Origin of the sequence: Amycolatopsis sp. lyj-108, from assembly GCF_046549005.1 — a bacterium.
Lineage (GTDB): Bacteria > Actinomycetota > Actinomycetes > Mycobacteriales > Pseudonocardiaceae > Amycolatopsis.
The window spans coordinates 332,900-347,394 of the sequence record NZ_JAJPWQ010000003.1 but is presented as its reverse complement, the minus strand read 5'-3'; the positions used below and the strand labels follow the sequence as shown (position 1 = coordinate 347,394).

The window sequence follows — 14,495 nt, the reverse complement described above, 5'->3', positions numbered from 1 at the left end:
ACCTCCTGCTCGGACCTACCCGCGAGTGTAGAACGTGTTACAGTTTCTTGCCCAGTGGGTCACGTCTTGAACAGTTCGTCCGCTTAGGTACGCTACGCGGGGAAAGTGGAACAAGTTCCGTTCGATGAAGGGGGACGTGGCGATGCCAGGGAAGGCCAAGGCACCCACGAGCGCGAAGGCGCGAAGCGGCAACGGTCTCTCCGCGCTTGGCGGCGAGGAACTGGGCTCCGCGGCGCAACGCGACCGGCGGCGCCGCATCATCGACGCGACCCTGACCCTCGCCGCGAAAGGCGGGTACGACGCGGTCCAGATGCGGGCGGTCGCCGAGAAGGCGGACGTCGCGCTCGGCACGCTGTACCGCTACTTCCCGTCGAAGATCCACCTGCTGGTTTCCGGGCTGGCCAGGGAATTCGAACGCGCGCAGGAGAAACTCGACCGCGCGGCCATCCCCGGCGAAACCCCGAGCGAGCGGCTGATGTTCGTCCTCGGCCGCAACACCCGGCTGATGCAGCGGGACCCACACCTGACCGAGGCCATGGTCCGCGCGTTCATGTTCGCCGACACGACCGCGGCCGCCGAGGTCGAACAGGTCGGACGGCTGATGGAGAACATGTTCGCCAAGGCCATGGGCATCGAGGACCCGACCGAGGCCGATCGCGACATCTTCCACGTCATCGCCGACGTCTGGATGGCGAACCTGGTCGCGTGGGTGACGCGGCGCGCCTCGGCGGCCGACGTCGCGAACCGGCTGGAGCTGTCGGTGCACCTGCTGCTGGACAAGAACGTCTGACCCTGCCCCAAGCGCTATGAAAGGTCCTTTCCTTGCAAATTTTGCAAGGAAAGGACCTTTCATAGCGCGCGTCAGGCGGTCAGCTTCGGCAGCACGTCCCGCCCGAAGGTCTCGATGAACTCGTCCTGGTTCCGGCCCACGTTGTGGACGTAGATCCGGTTGAAGCCGGCGTCGACGTACTTCTGCAGCGCCGCGCGGTGCACGTCCGGATCGGACGAGACGACCATGCGGCCCTCGAAGTCCTCACGCCGCACCAGTTTCGCCATCTGCGCGAAGTCGAACGGCGAGCGGATGTCGGCCTTCGGGAACTTCATGCCGCCGTTGGGCCACTGGTCCATCGCGTTGGCCCACGCCGTCTCGTCGTCCTCGGCCCACGACAGGTGCACCTGCAGCAGCTTCGGCATCGTGTCCGGGTCCTTGCCGGCCTTGCGCGCGCCGGTGCCGAAGTTGTCGAGGATCCCCGCCAGTTTCTCGATCGACGCGCCCGGCGTGATCAGCCCGTCCGCGAGCTCACCGGTCTTGCGTGAGGTGTACGGGCCCGCCGACGCGATGTAGATCGGCGGCGGCTCGTCCGGCAGCGTCCACAGCCGGGTGGTGTGCAGCTTGAAGAACTCGCCGCTGTGCTTGACGTCCTTGCCGGTGAACAGTTTCCGGATGACCTCGATCGCCTCGAACATCCGCCGTACCCGCTCGGGCGCTTCGGGCCAGTAGCCGCCGATGATGTGCTCGTTGAGCGCCTCGCCGGAGCCGATGCCGAGCCAGGTCCGGCCAGGATAGGTCGCCTCCAGCGTCGCCGCGGCCTGCGCGACCATCGACGGGTGCAACCGGAACGACGGACAGGTCACGCCCGGCCCGAGGTCACCGGTGGTGTTCTCCGCCAACGAGGCGAGCACGCTCCACACGAAGGATGCTTCACCCTGTTGAGGGACCCACGGCTGGAAGTGGTCGGCGGCCATCTGGCCGGAGAATCCGTGCTGTTCGGCCAGCGCCGCCAGCCGGATCGACTCGCGCGGCGAGAACTGCTCGAGTGCCGCGGCCAAGCCGATTTGTACCTCAGTCACGCCTGCTGCCCCTTTCGAAAGCTCTCGGCGACCTTCGCGTACTGGTCGAGTCGTTCCAGTGTCGCCGCTTCGGGCTCTGTCGGCAGGAAGAGCGTGGCCTCGTCGACGCCACCGTCGACCAGCCTGCCCAGCGCGTCTTCCTCCGGAGTGGCACCGAAGGCGGAGAACTTGAGGTCACCACGGCCCTGGTCGGCCAGCCACTGACGAACCCGGCGAAGCTCCTCCGGCGGGGTGTGGGCGTGCGGCAGCCAGCCGTCGCCGTACTTGGCGATCCGCTGCATCGCCTTCTCCCCCGCACCACCGATGTAGATCGGCGGATGCGGCTTCTGCACCGGCTTGGGCCACGCGAAGATCGGGTCGAAGTCGACGAACTCGCCGTGGAACTCGGCCTCGTCCTTGGTCCAGATCTCCTTCAGCGCGGCCAGTTGCTCGTCCACGAGCACACCACGGGTGCGCGGATCGGTGCCGTGGTTGCGCATTTCCTCCCGGTTCCAGCCGACGCCGACCCCGAAGACGAAACGGCCTCGCGAAACCAGGTCGAGCGAAGCGACCTCTTTCGCCGTGTGGATGACGTCGCGCTGCTGCAGCAACGCGACGCCCGTGCCCAGTTTCAGGTTCGACGTGGCTCCGGCCGCCGCCGTCAGCGCGACGAACGGGTCCAGGGTCCGGTAGTACACGCGCGGCAGCTCGCCACCGCCCGGATACGGCGATTCCCGGCTGACCGGGATGTGGGAATGCTCCGCGATGTGAAGCGAGCTGAACCCGCGCTCTTCGACGGCTGCGGCGAGGACGTCCGGCCTGATGCCTTCATCGGTGATGAAGGTGGCGATTCCGATCTCCATGTTCAGCAACTACCCGAACACGCCCCGCGATATTCCCGCCGCTACACGTTGCGCCGGTACTGCCCGCCCACCTCGAAGAACGCCTCGGTGATCTGGCCGAGCGAGCACACCCGCGCGGCGTCCATCAGCACTCCGAACAGGTTGCCGCCGCGGGTCGCGGCCTCGCGCAGCGTCTTGAGCGCGACCTGCGCCTCGGCGTGGTGACGGCGCTGGAAGTCCTCGAGCCGCTCCAGCTGCGACCGCTTCTCGTCCTCGGTCGCCCGCGCGAGTTCGACCTCGACGTCGTCCTCGCCGGCGTTCGGGTTGCGGAAGGTGTTGACGCCGATGATCGGCAGCGTGCCGTCGTGCTTCTGGCGTTCGTAGAGGATCGACTCGTCCTGGATCTTGCCGCGCTGGTAGCCGGTCTCCATCGCGCCCAGCACGCCGCCGCGTTCGGAGATGCGGTCGAACTCCAGCAGGACGGCCTCTTCGACCAGGTCGGTCAGCTCGTCGATGATGAACGAGCCCTGCAACGGGTTCTCGTTCTTCGACAGGCCCCATTCCTTGTTGATGATCATCTGGATGGCCATCGCGCGCCGGACCGAGCTCTCCGACGGCGTCGTGATCGCCTCGTCGAAGGCGTTGGTGTGCAAGGAGTTCGCGTTGTCGTAGAGCGCGCACAGCGCCTGCAGCGTGGTGCGGATGTCGTTGAAGCTCATCTCCTGCGCGTGCAGCGACCGGCCGGAGGTCTGCACGTGGTACTTGAGCTTCTGCGAGCGCTCGTTGGCGCCGTAGCGCTCCCGCATCGCGACCGCCCAGATCCGGCGCGCGACCCGGCCCAGCACCGAGTACTCGGCGTCCATGCCGTTGGAGAAGAAGAACGACAGGTTCGGCGCGAAGTCGTCGATGCTCATCCCGCGCGCGAGGTAGCTCTCGACGTAGGTGAAACCGTTCGACAGGGTGAACGCCAGCTGCGAGATCGGGTTCGCCCCGGCCTCGGCGATGTGGTAGCCGGAGATCGACACCGAGTAGAAGTTCCGGACGCCGTGCTCGATGAACCATTCCTGGATGTCGGCCATCATGCGCAGGCTGAACTCGGTGGAGAAGATGCAGGTGTTCTGCCCCTGGTCCTCCTTGAGGATGTCCGCCTGCACGGTGCCGCGGACGTTGCGCAGCGCCCATTCGCGCAGTTCGGCGGCCTCGGCTTCGGACGGCTCGCGGCCGTGCTCGGCCTTGAACGCCGCCGTCCGCTGGTCGATCGCGGTGTTGAGGAAGAACGCGAGGATCGTCGGCGCCGGGCCGTTGATCGTCATCGACACCGAAGTGCTCGGCGAAGTCAGGTCGAAGCCGTCGTAGAGCACCTCCATGTCCTCGAGGGTGGCGATGGAGACACCCGAGGTGCCGACCTTGCCGTAGATGTCGGGACGGGTGTGCGGGTCGTGCCCGTAGAGCGTCACGGAGTCGAAGGCGGTCGAAAGGCGCTTCGCCTCGGAGTCCGCGGAGAGGAGCTTGAACCGCTTGTTGGTGCGGAACGGGTCGCCCTCGCCCGCGAACATCCGCGCCGGGTCCTCACCCTCGCGTTTGAACGGGAAAACGCCCGCGGTGTAAGGGAAGTATCCGGGAAGGTGCTCGCGGCGCAGGAACGACAGCAGCTCGCCGGACTCGGTGTAGCGCGGCAACGCCACGCGCGGGATCCGGTTGCCGGACAGCGTGTCGCGCCAGAGCTGGGTGTGCAGTTCCTTGTCGCGGATCTTCACGACCAGTTCGTCGGCACGGTAGGACTCGGCCAGTTCCTGGAAGCGGTCCAGCAGATTCGTCGTTTCACCGTCCACATCGGACTCGGCGGCGGCGAGCAGGCCGTCGAGCGCGTCGGTGCTCGCGTCGACGGCGGCCAGCGCCTCCTTGGCGACGGCGAAGTGCTCACGTTTGCGCAGCGCGGCGACCTGCTGTTCGGTCTTCGTGTGATAGCCGCGGAGGGTCTCGGAGATCTCGGCGAGATAGCGCGACCGGTTGGCCGGGATGATCGTGCTGGCGTCGGTGGACACCTTGCCCTCGACCTTCGGGAGCACGCCTGCCGAGACGGTCAGGCCACGCTCGGCGAGGGTGTCGCGCAGGTGCTGGTAGAGCGCGGTGACGCCGTCGTCGTTGAACTTCGCGGCGCTGGTGCCGTAGACCGGCATGTCCTCGGGCGAGGAGCTGAACGCCTCGCGGTTGCGGACGAGCTGGCGCGCGACGTCGCGGCGGGCGTCCTCGGCACCGCGGCGCTCGAACTTGTTGATCGCCACCGCGTCGGCGAAGTCGAGCATGTCGATCTTCTCCAGCTGCGACGCCGCGCCGAACTCCGGCGTCATGACGTACAGCGACTGGTCCACGTAGTCGACGATGCCGGCGTCACCCTGGCCGATACCCGGCGTCTCGACGATCACCAGGTCGAAACCGGCGGCCTTGCAGGCGAGGATCGACTCCGAGAGACCGGTCGGGATCTCGCCGCTGGTGGTGCGGGTGGCCAGCGAACGGAAGTAGACCGGGCTGCCGTCGAGGCAGTTCATCCGGATGCGGTCGCCGAGCAGTGCTCCCCCGCCCTTGCGGCGCGACGGGTCGACGGCGAGCACGGCGATGCGAAGCTTGTCCTCCTGGTCCAGCCGGAACCGGCGGATCAGTTCGTCGGTGAGCGACGATTTGCCGGAACCACCCGTACCGGTGATCCCCAGGACCGGCACCGTCCGCGACTTGGCGGCCTCGGTGATCTTGTCGAGCGCGTCCTGCGGCAATGCCTCGCGCTGAAGCTGCGTGATGACCCGGGACAGCGCCGGGATGTCACCCGAAAGCAGTTTGTCCAGCGAACCGGGCGACTGCGCGGACAGATCCGTGTCGCAGGCCTTGATCATCAAGTTGATCATGCCAGGGAGGCCCATTTCGTAGCCGTCCTCCGGCGAGAAGATCCGCGCGACGCCCCGCGAGTGCAGCAGGTCGATCTCCTCGCGGACGATGACCCCGCCACCGCCGCCGAACACCTTGATATGCCCGGCGCCGCGCTCGTGGAGCAGCTCGACCAGGTAGCTGAAGTACTCGACGTGCCCGCCCTGGTAGGCGCTGATGGCCACACCCTGGACGTCCTCGGCGATGGCCGCCGTGGCGACTTCGTCGACCGACCGGTTGTGCCCGAGGTGCACGACCTCCGCGCCCTGCGACTGCAGGATGCGCCGCATGATGTTGATGGACGCGTCGTGCCCGTCGAAGAGGCTCGACGCCGTCACGAAGCGAACGGGGTTCACGGGCCGGTGCAGGTCGCTGGTCATCCCTCCAAAATACTTGGACTTCCGACTGTTTTAAACCCATCCACTCGCGTGACGGCGCTCTCACTCGTCCTTGACATCCCGACTGACACCACTATCTTCAACCACTAGGTTAATCAACCGACTGATTGAGCAGCGATGACCACTGATCAACTCAGCGCCACGTTCGCCGCGCTGGCGGACCCCATCCGCCGCGCCATCCTGGCGCGCCTGGCCGGCGGCGAAGCCACCGTGAACGAGCTGGCGGAGCCCTTCCCCGTGAGCCTTCAGGCCATCTCGAAGCACTTGAAGGTCCTGGAGCGTGCGGGCCTGATCAGCCGCGGCAAGACGGCTCAATGGCGGCCCTGCCGCCTCGAGGCGGGGCCACTCGGCGACATCTCGGACTGGGTCGAGCGCTACCGCCGGTTCTGGGACGACGGTTTCGACCGTCTCGACGAGCACCTGACCGAACTCCAGAAAGGCAAGCCGAATGAGTGAGAAGGAGCTGACCATCACCCGCGTCTTCGACGCGCCGCGGGAACTGGTGTTCCAGGCGTGGACGGTTCCTGAGCAGTTCGCGAACTGGATGGGCCCCAAGGGGTTCACCGCCTCCGATGTGCGGATGGACCTCGCCGAGGGCGGCGCCTGGCGAGCGACCATCGGCAACGACGAAGGCGTCGAGCACACCTCGACCGGGGTCTACCGCGAGATTTCCGCGCCCGAACGGCTGGTGTTCACCTTCTCCTGGGTGTCCTCACCCGAGGAGACGACGCTGGTGACGATCGACTTCACCGACCTCGGCGACAAGACCGAAATGACCTTCCACCAGGGCGAATTCGGCTCCGAGGAAACTCGCGACGACCACCGCGCCGGGTGGTCCGAAACCTTCGAAGACCTCACCGCACACCTGAACCGACAGGAGACGAACCGATGACCCCGACACTTCCCGAAGTCGTTTCGCGCGAAGAATGGCAGGCCGCGCGGGACGCCTTGATGATCAAGGAAAAGGAACTCACCAAAGCCACCGACGCGATCAACGCCGAACGCCGGCGGCTGCCCATGGTCCGCTTCGACGGCAAGTACGAGTTCGAAGGCACGGACGGCCGGGTCTCGCTGCTGGACCTGTTCGAAGGACGCCGCCAGCTGATCGTCTACCACTTCATGCTGAATCCCGGCCAGAAGGCGGGCTGCGTCGGCTGTTCGATGGTCATCGACCACGTCGGCCCCCTTGCCCACCTCCACGACCGCGACACCACGTTCACCGCGGTCTCGCCCGCCACACTTCCCGAAATCGAGAAGTACAAGGAGCGGATGGGCTGGACGATCCCGTGGGTCTCGACGGCGGGCGACGACTTCAACCCCGACTGCGGTCTCGACGGCGGGTTCGGCATCAGCGTCTTCCTACGCGAGGGCGACGAGGTCTTCCGCACCTACTTCACCTCCGGCAGGGGCGCCGAACAGTTCGTGAGCACCTTCCGTTACCTCGACCTGACGCCGTTCGGGCGACAGGAGGCGTGGGAGGAGTCCGGCCGCGGGACCGACAAGCCGGGCCACTGGTGGAAACGGCACGACGAGTACTGAGCGCTTAGTCCGCTGGATGCGGGTCAGACGCGTCCAGAGGACTAGGCCGTGTCCCAAGTCATGTTCGCGGTCCCCGCGCGGTGACCGTGTGGATTTCTGGTCATCCAACGCACCAGAATCCACACAGTCAGCGACGACCCTGACAGCGAGTGAGGTGAAAGCTCCCTTCACCGCGTCCGATGCACCGAAGGGCGCCTTCGCCCCTGGGCTCACGGTGGCGAGCCCGGTCGCCAGGGTGGCGGCAGAGCGAACGCGTAACTCGTGTGCAGTCCTTTGACCTACCCCTCAAACAATTTCGTGGGGCATGTCGAGAACCCCGCGCCCGCTCCGACCCCTCGGTGTCCGGCGCCCGGAAGGCGGGCGCCACGCCGAAGGGATCAAGCCATGCGCAAGCTCGTCTACGCCGTCCACACCTCACTCGACGGCCGCATCGAGGGCCCCAACGGCGAGTTCGACTGGACCGAGATGGGCCCCGAACTGTCCGCCCACTCCCAGGAACTGGTCGACCGCGCCGACACCTTCGCCTATGGGCGGCGGGTCTGGGACATGATGTCGTCGTACTGGCCGCAGGCCGAATCGATCTCGGACCACCCGCACGACCTGCGGTTCGCCCCGATCTGGCGGAAGACGCCGAAGATCGTCTTCTCCAGGACGCTGGAGAAAGCGGACTGGAACACCGAGGTCGTCGCCGGCGATCTCACCGAACGCGTGACCGCACTCAAGGCCAGGCCCGGCAAGGATCTGCTGCTGATGGGCGGGGCCGAACTGGCCACCGCGCTCGCCGACCGCGGGCTGATCGACGAGTGCCACGTCATCGTGCATCCGGTGGTGCTCGGTGGCGGCAAGCAGGTGTTCGCGGGCGGAGTGCGCACGGACCTGCGACTGACCGGCACCCGTACTTTCGACGGGCGCTCGGTACTGCTGACCTACGAAGCGCGGTGAAACCGGGCGGCAGCCCCTACGCTGCCGCCGTCAGGTTCACCTCGCGTTGCTGGCACGCAAGGCGATCCACTGCCGCATCGCGTACTCGACCAGCGTGATCAACGTCTGCTTGGTCGACTCCCGCTCCCGGGCGTCACAGCGGACGATCGGGATGTTGGGGTCGATCGACAGCGCTTCACGCACGTCGTTGATGTCGTGCTCGAGGACGCCGTCGAAGGTGTTCACCCCGACGATGTAGGGCAGGCCCCGGTCCTCGAAGAAGTCGATCGGCGCGAACGAATCGGCCAGCCGTCGCGTGTCGGCCAGCACCACGGCGCCGATCGCGCCGCGGACGAGGTCGTCCCACATGAACCAGAACCGCTGCTGCCCGGGCGTGCCGAACAGGTAGAGGATCAGGTCCGCGTCCAGGGAGACCCGGCCGAAGTCCATCGCGACCGTGGTGGTCGACTTGTTGGGCGTCTGGTCGAGGTTGTCGATCCCCCGACTGGCGTCCGTCATCATCGCCTCGGTGGTGAGCGGGACGATCTCCGACACCGAACCGACGAAGGTCGTCTTACCCGCACCGAAGCCACCCGCCACGACGATCTTCGCGGATGTCATGGTCGGGGGCGCGGTTTCCCGCGGTGCCTTAAAGCCGACGGAGTCCACTCAAAACCCTTTCCATCAACACCAGATGTGCCTCGGCGCCGTCATTGCCCGAAATCGTCTTGTGCACGCTGACCAGTCCCGCGTCCGCCGCGTCGCTGATCAGCACGCGTGCCACACCCAGCGGTACGCGCAGGGTCGCCGCGATCTCGGCGACCGAACGCGGGGTGCGGCACTCTTCGATGATCGAAACGCACTCGATCTGGTCCGCGGCCACCGCGGGGAGGCTACCCGCGGAGACATGGTCCTTGGTGGAGATGAGCGTCTCCAGCTCGAGAGCGTAGTTCGCCTTGGTCCGGCCCCCGGTGAGGGCATAGGGACGGACGATCGCCGTCTCTTCGAGCGGCGACGGCGACTGCTCGAAGACGGCGGGCATGATGAACTCGCCGCTGGGTGGACCCGGGTCGAAAAGACCACCTGGTCTCGGCCCGACGGCGCCTGCGCCGCTGTCGGGTGGAGAGGCAAGTGAGGTCACGCGGTCTCCTTGATCGGTCGGCTGCGGGACTGCCGATTCCCCGGCGGAGTGGGCTCCGCCCGGCTGGGAATCCTGGGCTTGCTTGTTCTTCTTGCGCTTCCGACGACCACGGCCCGAATCCAGGGTGAACCCGTTCAGGACGTCGGCGAAGGTGCCGTCGTCCCGTGAACCGGCAGCATGGGCGGCCCCCACGTGCGGAGGCTGGTGTTCACCCGTCCCCGGCGGTTCGCCGAAGGATCCGGATCCGGTGCTCATCGGGACATCATCCCACCGGTTCGCCGATCAGCGACCCACCGGCGCCCTGCAATTGAGCGCGGAGTTCCGGCGTGAGGATCTGGCCGACACGGTCGACGAGCATCGTCATCTCGTAGGCGACCTGTCCGATGTCGCAGTTCGGGGCGGCGAGGATGGCCAGGCAGGAGCCGTCGCTGATGGACATCAGCACCATGATGCCGAGTTCCATCTCGACGACGGTCTCGTTGACCGCGCCGGCCTCGAAGCACCGGGCGGCGCCCTGGGTCAGGCTCACCAGTCCGGACGCGACGGCGGCCAGCTGGTCGGCCCGGTCCAGCGGGAGCCTGCTGGACGCGGTGAGCAGGAGGCCGTCCGCCGACACGACCACGGCGTGCGCCACTCCGGGCACCCGCTCGGCGAAGTCATTCACCAGCCACCCGAACTGGTTCTGCTGGGGCTGGGCCGGGTTCGGCGAGGTCATTCACCCTCCAGGGTTTCGTGGTTGGCTTCGGTCGCCTGGGCCGTGCGGTGCCGTCCGCGCTGGATGCCCTGCTGGAAACTGCTCAGGCGACCGCGCACGTCGTGCGCGTCTCGCTGTGGTCGGGGGGTGGCCGCCCCGGCGGGCGGTCCCGCGCTGCCCGGAAGCAGTTGCTCCCCGCGGCGGCGCCTGGGTAATCCTGCCGAAGTCATCTTCGAGGGGACAGACTGGGACACCGCTTGGGCTGCTTTCCAGCCTTCGTCGGAGCCGAAGTTCCAGGCGTCCGTCTGCTCGGTGGCGGCGACCGGTTCCGGTTCCGGTTCGGCTGCCTGCGGTTTCCGGCTCGGCAACGCGGCGGGCGGGGACGCCGGACGCGCGGCCGTCTCCGGTGCCTTCGCCGTCTCCGCTGTCTTCGCGGGCTCGGAGGCCTTCGGCGGCTCGGGTGCCGCTGCCGGCTCAGGGGTCGCGTCCGGCTGGGTGGCGAGGGCCTCGGCGGGAGTGGCCTTGTCCGCCGCCTCCTTGCGCCCCCGCTTGACGCCCTGCTGGAAGCTGCTCAGCCTGCCGCGCACGTTCGCCGGGTCGCGGACCGGCAGATCCGACTTGGCGGTGGGTTCTGCGGCCGGGACCGACGACGCCGCGCTGCCCGGCAGGAGCTGCTCGCCCTTGCGGCGGCGGGGCAATCCGGCCTGGGTGAAGGTCGACGGAGCGTTCTGCGAGACCTCCTGCACCGTGCGGAAGGCCTTGTCGCTGGCGAAGTCCCAGGTGCGGGATTCCTGCTCGGCGGTGGGAGCGGACTCGGCCGTCTTCTTCTCTTCGGGTTCCTTCGCCCCCGGCTTCTCCTTCTTCGCCGCGGGTTTGGCCGCGGGCTTTTCCGGAGCGGGCGAACGGAACCACGCCGAGAGCATCTCGTCGAAGATCGGCGTCGTCTCCGAAGCGGTGGGCGCGGGCACGGCGGCGGGCGGCGTCGTCGCCTGGTTCCACCATTCGCTCAGCGTGGTGCTGTTCTTGGCCTCGAACAGTTCCTTTCCGCTGGGCAGCTCGCCTTCCATCGAGGCGGGCTTCTCCGCCTCTTTCGCGACGGGCTCGGGCTCCGCGGCGGGTTCCGGCTCGGGACGACGGGGCTCCGGCGCCGGCGGGCGGGCGGGCGGCGGTGCCGTCTCGTCCCTGGGGATCGGGCTGAACAGCGCCGTTCCCGAGATCTCCAGATCCGACGGCGGCCGCGGGTCCTGGGTGTGGCTGTGCCCGTTCACACCGGGTTTGGTGTGGCCCGCCAGGTCGTTCGCCGACGGCCAGCGCTCGCCGCCCTGCGACGGCACGTTCGGCGTTCCCGGCCGCGAGCCGTTCGTGGCGCGTTGGCGGCGGGGCAGGCCGCCCGGCTGCTGCGGCGGCAGCGGCGCGAGGCGCTGGGTGATCGGGCCGGTGGCGGGACCGGGGTCCCCGCCGGGCGGGACCATCACGAGATCCGCCGGGACCGAGACGGTGGCGCGCACGCCGACGATGTCCTTGCCGCCGTGCAGCGAGACACCGATGCGGTGCCTGTTGGCCAGCCGCCCGACCACGAACAGGCCCATCCGGCGTGAGGTGGTGAGGTCGACGTTGGGGGCCTCGGTGAGCCGGGCGTTGGCCTCGGCGACCTCGGCCTCGTTCATCCCGATGCCCTTGTCGAGGATGTCGATGCCGAACGAGCCGTCCTCGACGAGCCTGGTCGCGACGGTCACCTGGGTTTCCGGGGCGGAGAACGCCGTGGCGTTGTCCAGCAGTTCGGCGATCAGGCGCATCAGATCGTTGGCCGCGTAGCCGACCAGCCGCACCGGCGGCGGGTTCTGCACGGTGACCCGCTGGTACTGCTCGATCTCGGACACGGCCGCGCGCACCACGTCGGTGGCGGAGACCGGCTGGCCGGACCGCCTGCCCGGCTCGGCGCCGGAGAGGACCATCAGGTTCTCGTTGTTGCGGCGCATGCGGGTGGCGAGGTGGTCGAGCTGGAAGAGCGTGGCCAGCTGGTCGGCGTCCTCTTCGTCGCGCTCCAGCCGCTCGATCAGCTGCAGCTGGCGCTGCACGAGACTCTGGCTGCGGCGGGAGAGGTTGACGAACACGTTGCTGTAGCCGGTGCGCATCGAGGCCTGCTCGGTGGCCAGGCGCAGCGCCTGGTGGTGCACCTTGTCGAAGGCCCTGGCGACCTCGCCGATCTCGTCGTCGCTGCCGACCGGGACCGGCCGCACGTCGGTGCCCTGCGAACGGCCTTCCTGGATGTTGCGGACCGCGTCGGGCAGCTGCTTCTCGGCGACGTCGAGAGCGCTGGCGCGCAACACCTTCAGCGAGCGCAGCAGCTGGCGGGTGATGAGGAAGACGACGGCGACGGCGAGCACCATCGCGCCGAACAGCAGGACCGCGAGCAGGCCCGCTCCGCTGCTGGCGTCGTCGACCAGTTCGGCCGAGACCGAGCTGGTCTCACCGCCGAACTTGTTCGCGACCTCGCCGACCTTGGTGATCACCGCGGTCGAGGCGTCGGTCCAGCCCTGCGCGGACAACGAGCGGAACGCCTGCGCGGACGGGGTTCCCTGTTCACCGAGCGCGGTTTTCGCGAGCCTGTCACGGTTTTCCATCGCTTCGTCGGTGACGACGGCGCTGAACTCCTGGCGCTGCTGCTCCGAAGCGGCGGCGCGGAAGTCGGTGAACCGGTCGGCCAGCCTCAGTTCGGCGGTGCGCAACCGGTCGAGTTCGCTCGGCGCGAGACTCGACCGGGCGATGCCGAAGGAGACCAGCGCCTGGCTCAGCGACAGTTGTTCCTTCATCATGGCGAGGTCGTGCAGTGCGGTGGGAGTGCCGCCGAGGACATCCTGGCCCGCACCAGCCGCCAGCGCGGTGTCGAGGGCCAGCAGCGCGGTGGTGACCTCGGTGTACTCACCGATCGCCTGGACGGGGTCGAGCTGTCCGGAGGAGGCCCGCTGCCGGATGTCGGGCAGCCTGTCGAGCTGGGCGGCGGCCGCCTCCCGCGCCTGACGGAGCGACGGCTCGTTCTCCACTGCCCGGGTGGCGGCGGCGCCGTAGAGAGGAATGGCGGTGTCGACGTCGGCGCGGGCGGAGCCGAGTTCCAGTGTCCCGCCGACGGTGCCCGCGGTCAGCCCGGCGGCGGACTGGGTGCGTTCGCGGCCGAGCCCGTCGGTGAGGGTGCGGATGTGCCCGCTCAACGCGACGAGCCGGTCCAGCCGCTGGTAGCCGTCGGACCGGCCGACCTGGCCGGCGATGGTCGCGATGCCCAGTGCGAGCGCGATGAGGATCGGCACCAGCGTCACGGCCGACAGCTTCACCGGCAGGCTCCAGTCCCGCCAGCGCACGAGCGTGCGCCAGCCGGTGGCCCACCGAGATGGCCGGGGAGTGCGTCCCAGCAGCTCCCCGACAGGCACTTGGCCTTCTCCTGCAACGGTCACGTAGGTGACTCCCTGTCCGGCGTCCTGGCACGGTCTGAGGCGTCCGTTCCCGCGAGACGTCCGCTCGCGGGGAACTCGACCCCGGACTGACCCCGTGATCGATCGCGACGTGAGGGACCCTGTCCGGCGATCCGGGTGTCCCGAGTGTCCCTGGGTACACCGGTCCGCTTCGGAAGGTCTTGCACCTGCACGTGCAGGTCGCAACCTGCGAAATGCATGGTCGTCGAGATCAACTTTTCTTTGCCAATCGATCACAGCGGGTCAGCCGGGCCAAAGAATCGTACACCAATCCGGGTGCCGTCAATTCCGTTCAGCATACGGGGGCTGACCAGCGAAAAGTGTGTGCACGAACGATCTACGGGTCCCGAAATCCGCCTGCGCGTCACAAACGAGGGAATTCCGGTTACGGCTTGCGCGGATACACAGGGTGCCCTTATCACCCGTTCAGCCTACGTACGGTAGCCGCATCGCCCGGTCGAACTACTTTCCGTGCCCCCATCGGGTGGGTCAAGCCCAAATATGTGCCCGATGTTGTGGCCTTGCCACCCCAGCCGGTTCGCTGTCGCCCGACATGGTGATTTCTTTCGAGACGCCCGGTGAAGCGGGGATCTTCCCCGGTCCGGGATGGCGGGCACGGTATCGGAACCCGTCGCCGGCCGGTAGCGAAACTACGATCTGTCACCAAAACGAGGGACAGAGCGTGGTCACCGTCCATCGTTTGCCGCAGTGGGCCGTTCGGGCGACGACTTGGCGTGACGACTC

General features: G+C 67.9%; 12 protein-coding genes. 5 read left to right on the top strand and 7 right to left on the bottom strand.

Going from position 1 to position 14,495, the window contains the following annotated elements:
* The first annotated feature begins 142 nt into the window (after window positions 1-142).
* Window positions 143-790, top strand: coding sequence for a cholesterol catabolism transcriptional regulator KstR (gene kstR, locus ACLJO0_RS13235; RefSeq protein ID WP_034322562.1), 648 nt, complete (start codon window positions 143-145; stop codon window positions 788-790).
* A gap of 71 nt (window positions 791-861) precedes the next feature.
* Here the strand turns inward: kstR and ACLJO0_RS13230 are convergent, their stop codons facing one another.
* Genes ACLJO0_RS13230 through icmF form a run of 3 tightly spaced genes read right to left on the bottom strand, consistent with a single transcriptional unit; the run spans window position 862 to window position 5,971 of the window.
* Window positions 862-1,851 (bottom strand): TIGR03557 family F420-dependent LLM class oxidoreductase, encoded by a 990-nt coding sequence (locus ACLJO0_RS13230; protein ID WP_410578740.1) that lies wholly within the window; start codon window positions 1,849-1,851, stop codon window positions 862-864.
* Entirely contained in the window at window positions 1,848-2,693 is an 846-nt protein-coding gene (locus tag ACLJO0_RS13225) for an LLM class F420-dependent oxidoreductase (RefSeq protein WP_410578738.1), read from the bottom strand. Before ACLJO0_RS13225 ends, ACLJO0_RS13230 begins: the two co-directional genes overlap by 4 nt.
* A 41-nt stretch (window positions 2,694-2,734) precedes the next feature.
* A complete protein-coding gene (gene icmF / locus ACLJO0_RS13220) occupies window positions 2,735-5,971 on the bottom strand; it encodes a fused isobutyryl-CoA mutase/GTPase IcmF (protein ID WP_410578736.1) in 3,237 nt (1,078 codons plus the stop codon).
* A gap of 135 nt (window positions 5,972-6,106) precedes the next feature.
* Here icmF and ACLJO0_RS13215 point away from each other — a divergent pair, with 135 nt between their 5' ends.
* The 4 genes from ACLJO0_RS13215 (at window position 6,107) to ACLJO0_RS13200 (ending at window position 8,470) form a co-directional block, all read left to right on the top strand.
* Window positions 6,107-6,445, top strand: a complete 339-nt coding sequence (locus ACLJO0_RS13215) for an ArsR/SmtB family transcription factor (RefSeq protein WP_125785473.1) — start codon at window positions 6,107-6,109, stop codon at window positions 6,443-6,445.
* On the top strand, window positions 6,438-6,881 hold the full coding sequence (locus tag ACLJO0_RS13210; RefSeq protein ID WP_410578733.1) for an SRPBCC family protein: 444 nt from the start codon (window positions 6,438-6,440) through the stop codon (window positions 6,879-6,881). The genes ACLJO0_RS13215 and ACLJO0_RS13210 overlap by 8 nt, the downstream gene beginning before the upstream one ends.
* Window positions 6,878-7,528 carry a DUF899 domain-containing protein gene (locus ACLJO0_RS13205; protein WP_410578731.1) on the top strand — a complete coding sequence of 217 codons (651 nt, stop codon included), beginning with the start codon at window positions 6,878-6,880 and terminating at the stop codon, window positions 7,526-7,528. The genes ACLJO0_RS13210 and ACLJO0_RS13205 overlap by 4 nt, the downstream gene beginning before the upstream one ends.
* Window positions 7,529-7,912: 384 nt before the next feature.
* On the top strand, window positions 7,913-8,470 hold the full coding sequence (locus ACLJO0_RS13200) for a dihydrofolate reductase family protein (protein ID WP_410578729.1): 558 nt from the start codon (window positions 7,913-7,915) through the stop codon (window positions 8,468-8,470).
* Window positions 8,471-8,506: 36 nt separating this feature from the next.
* On the opposite strand, the gene ACLJO0_RS13195 is transcribed toward ACLJO0_RS13200, so the two are convergent.
* Genes ACLJO0_RS13195 through ACLJO0_RS13180 form a run of 4 tightly spaced genes read right to left on the bottom strand, consistent with a single transcriptional unit; the run spans window position 8,507 to window position 13,709 of the window.
* Window positions 8,507-9,070 (bottom strand): GTP-binding protein, encoded by a 564-nt coding sequence (locus ACLJO0_RS13195; protein ID WP_125785469.1) that lies wholly within the window; start codon window positions 9,068-9,070, stop codon window positions 8,507-8,509.
* Between the two features lie 28 nt (window positions 9,071-9,098).
* The gene (locus tag ACLJO0_RS13190; protein WP_410578726.1) at window positions 9,099-9,845 is read right to left on the bottom strand and encodes a DUF742 domain-containing protein; all 747 of its coding nucleotides are present in this window, start codon (window positions 9,843-9,845) and stop codon (window positions 9,099-9,101) included.
* Window positions 9,846-9,852: 7 nt separating this feature from the next.
* Window positions 9,853-10,305, bottom strand: a complete 453-nt coding sequence (locus tag ACLJO0_RS13185; RefSeq protein WP_005166055.1) for a roadblock/LC7 domain-containing protein — start codon at window positions 10,303-10,305, stop codon at window positions 9,853-9,855.
* Window positions 10,302-13,709 (bottom strand): nitrate- and nitrite sensing domain-containing protein, encoded by a 3,408-nt coding sequence (locus ACLJO0_RS13180; RefSeq protein WP_410578724.1) that lies wholly within the window; start codon window positions 13,707-13,709, stop codon window positions 10,302-10,304. Before ACLJO0_RS13180 ends, ACLJO0_RS13185 begins: the two co-directional genes overlap by 4 nt.
* Window positions 13,710-14,495 lie beyond the last annotated feature (786 nt).

Excerpts from the sequence above, each read along its gene's own strand:
- kstR (WP_034322562.1), top strand. The coding sequence starts at position 143 with ATGCCAGGGAAGGCCAAGGCACCCACGAGCGCGAAGGCGCGAAGCGGC.
- ACLJO0_RS13225 (WP_410578738.1), bottom strand. The coding sequence starts at position 2,693 with ATGGAGATCGGAATCGCCACCTTCATCACCGATGAAGGCATCAGGCCG.
- icmF (WP_410578736.1), bottom strand. The coding sequence starts at position 5,971 with ATGACCAGCGACCTGCACCGGCCCGTGAACCCCGTTCGCTTCGTGACG.
- ACLJO0_RS13215 (WP_125785473.1), top strand. The coding sequence starts at position 6,107 with ATGACCACTGATCAACTCAGCGCCACGTTCGCCGCGCTGGCGGACCCC.
- ACLJO0_RS13210 (WP_410578733.1), top strand. The coding sequence starts at position 6,438 with ATGAGTGAGAAGGAGCTGACCATCACCCGCGTCTTCGACGCGCCGCGG.
- ACLJO0_RS13205 (WP_410578731.1), top strand. The coding sequence starts at position 6,878 with ATGACCCCGACACTTCCCGAAGTCGTTTCGCGCGAAGAATGGCAGGCC.
- ACLJO0_RS13200 (WP_410578729.1), top strand. The coding sequence starts at position 7,913 with ATGCGCAAGCTCGTCTACGCCGTCCACACCTCACTCGACGGCCGCATC.
- ACLJO0_RS13195 (WP_125785469.1), bottom strand. The coding sequence starts at position 9,070 with ATGACATCCGCGAAGATCGTCGTGGCGGGTGGCTTCGGTGCGGGTAAG.
- ACLJO0_RS13190 (WP_410578726.1), bottom strand. The coding sequence starts at position 9,845 with ATGAGCACCGGATCCGGATCCTTCGGCGAACCGCCGGGGACGGGTGAA.
- ACLJO0_RS13185 (WP_005166055.1), bottom strand. The coding sequence starts at position 10,305 with ATGACCTCGCCGAACCCGGCCCAGCCCCAGCAGAACCAGTTCGGGTGG.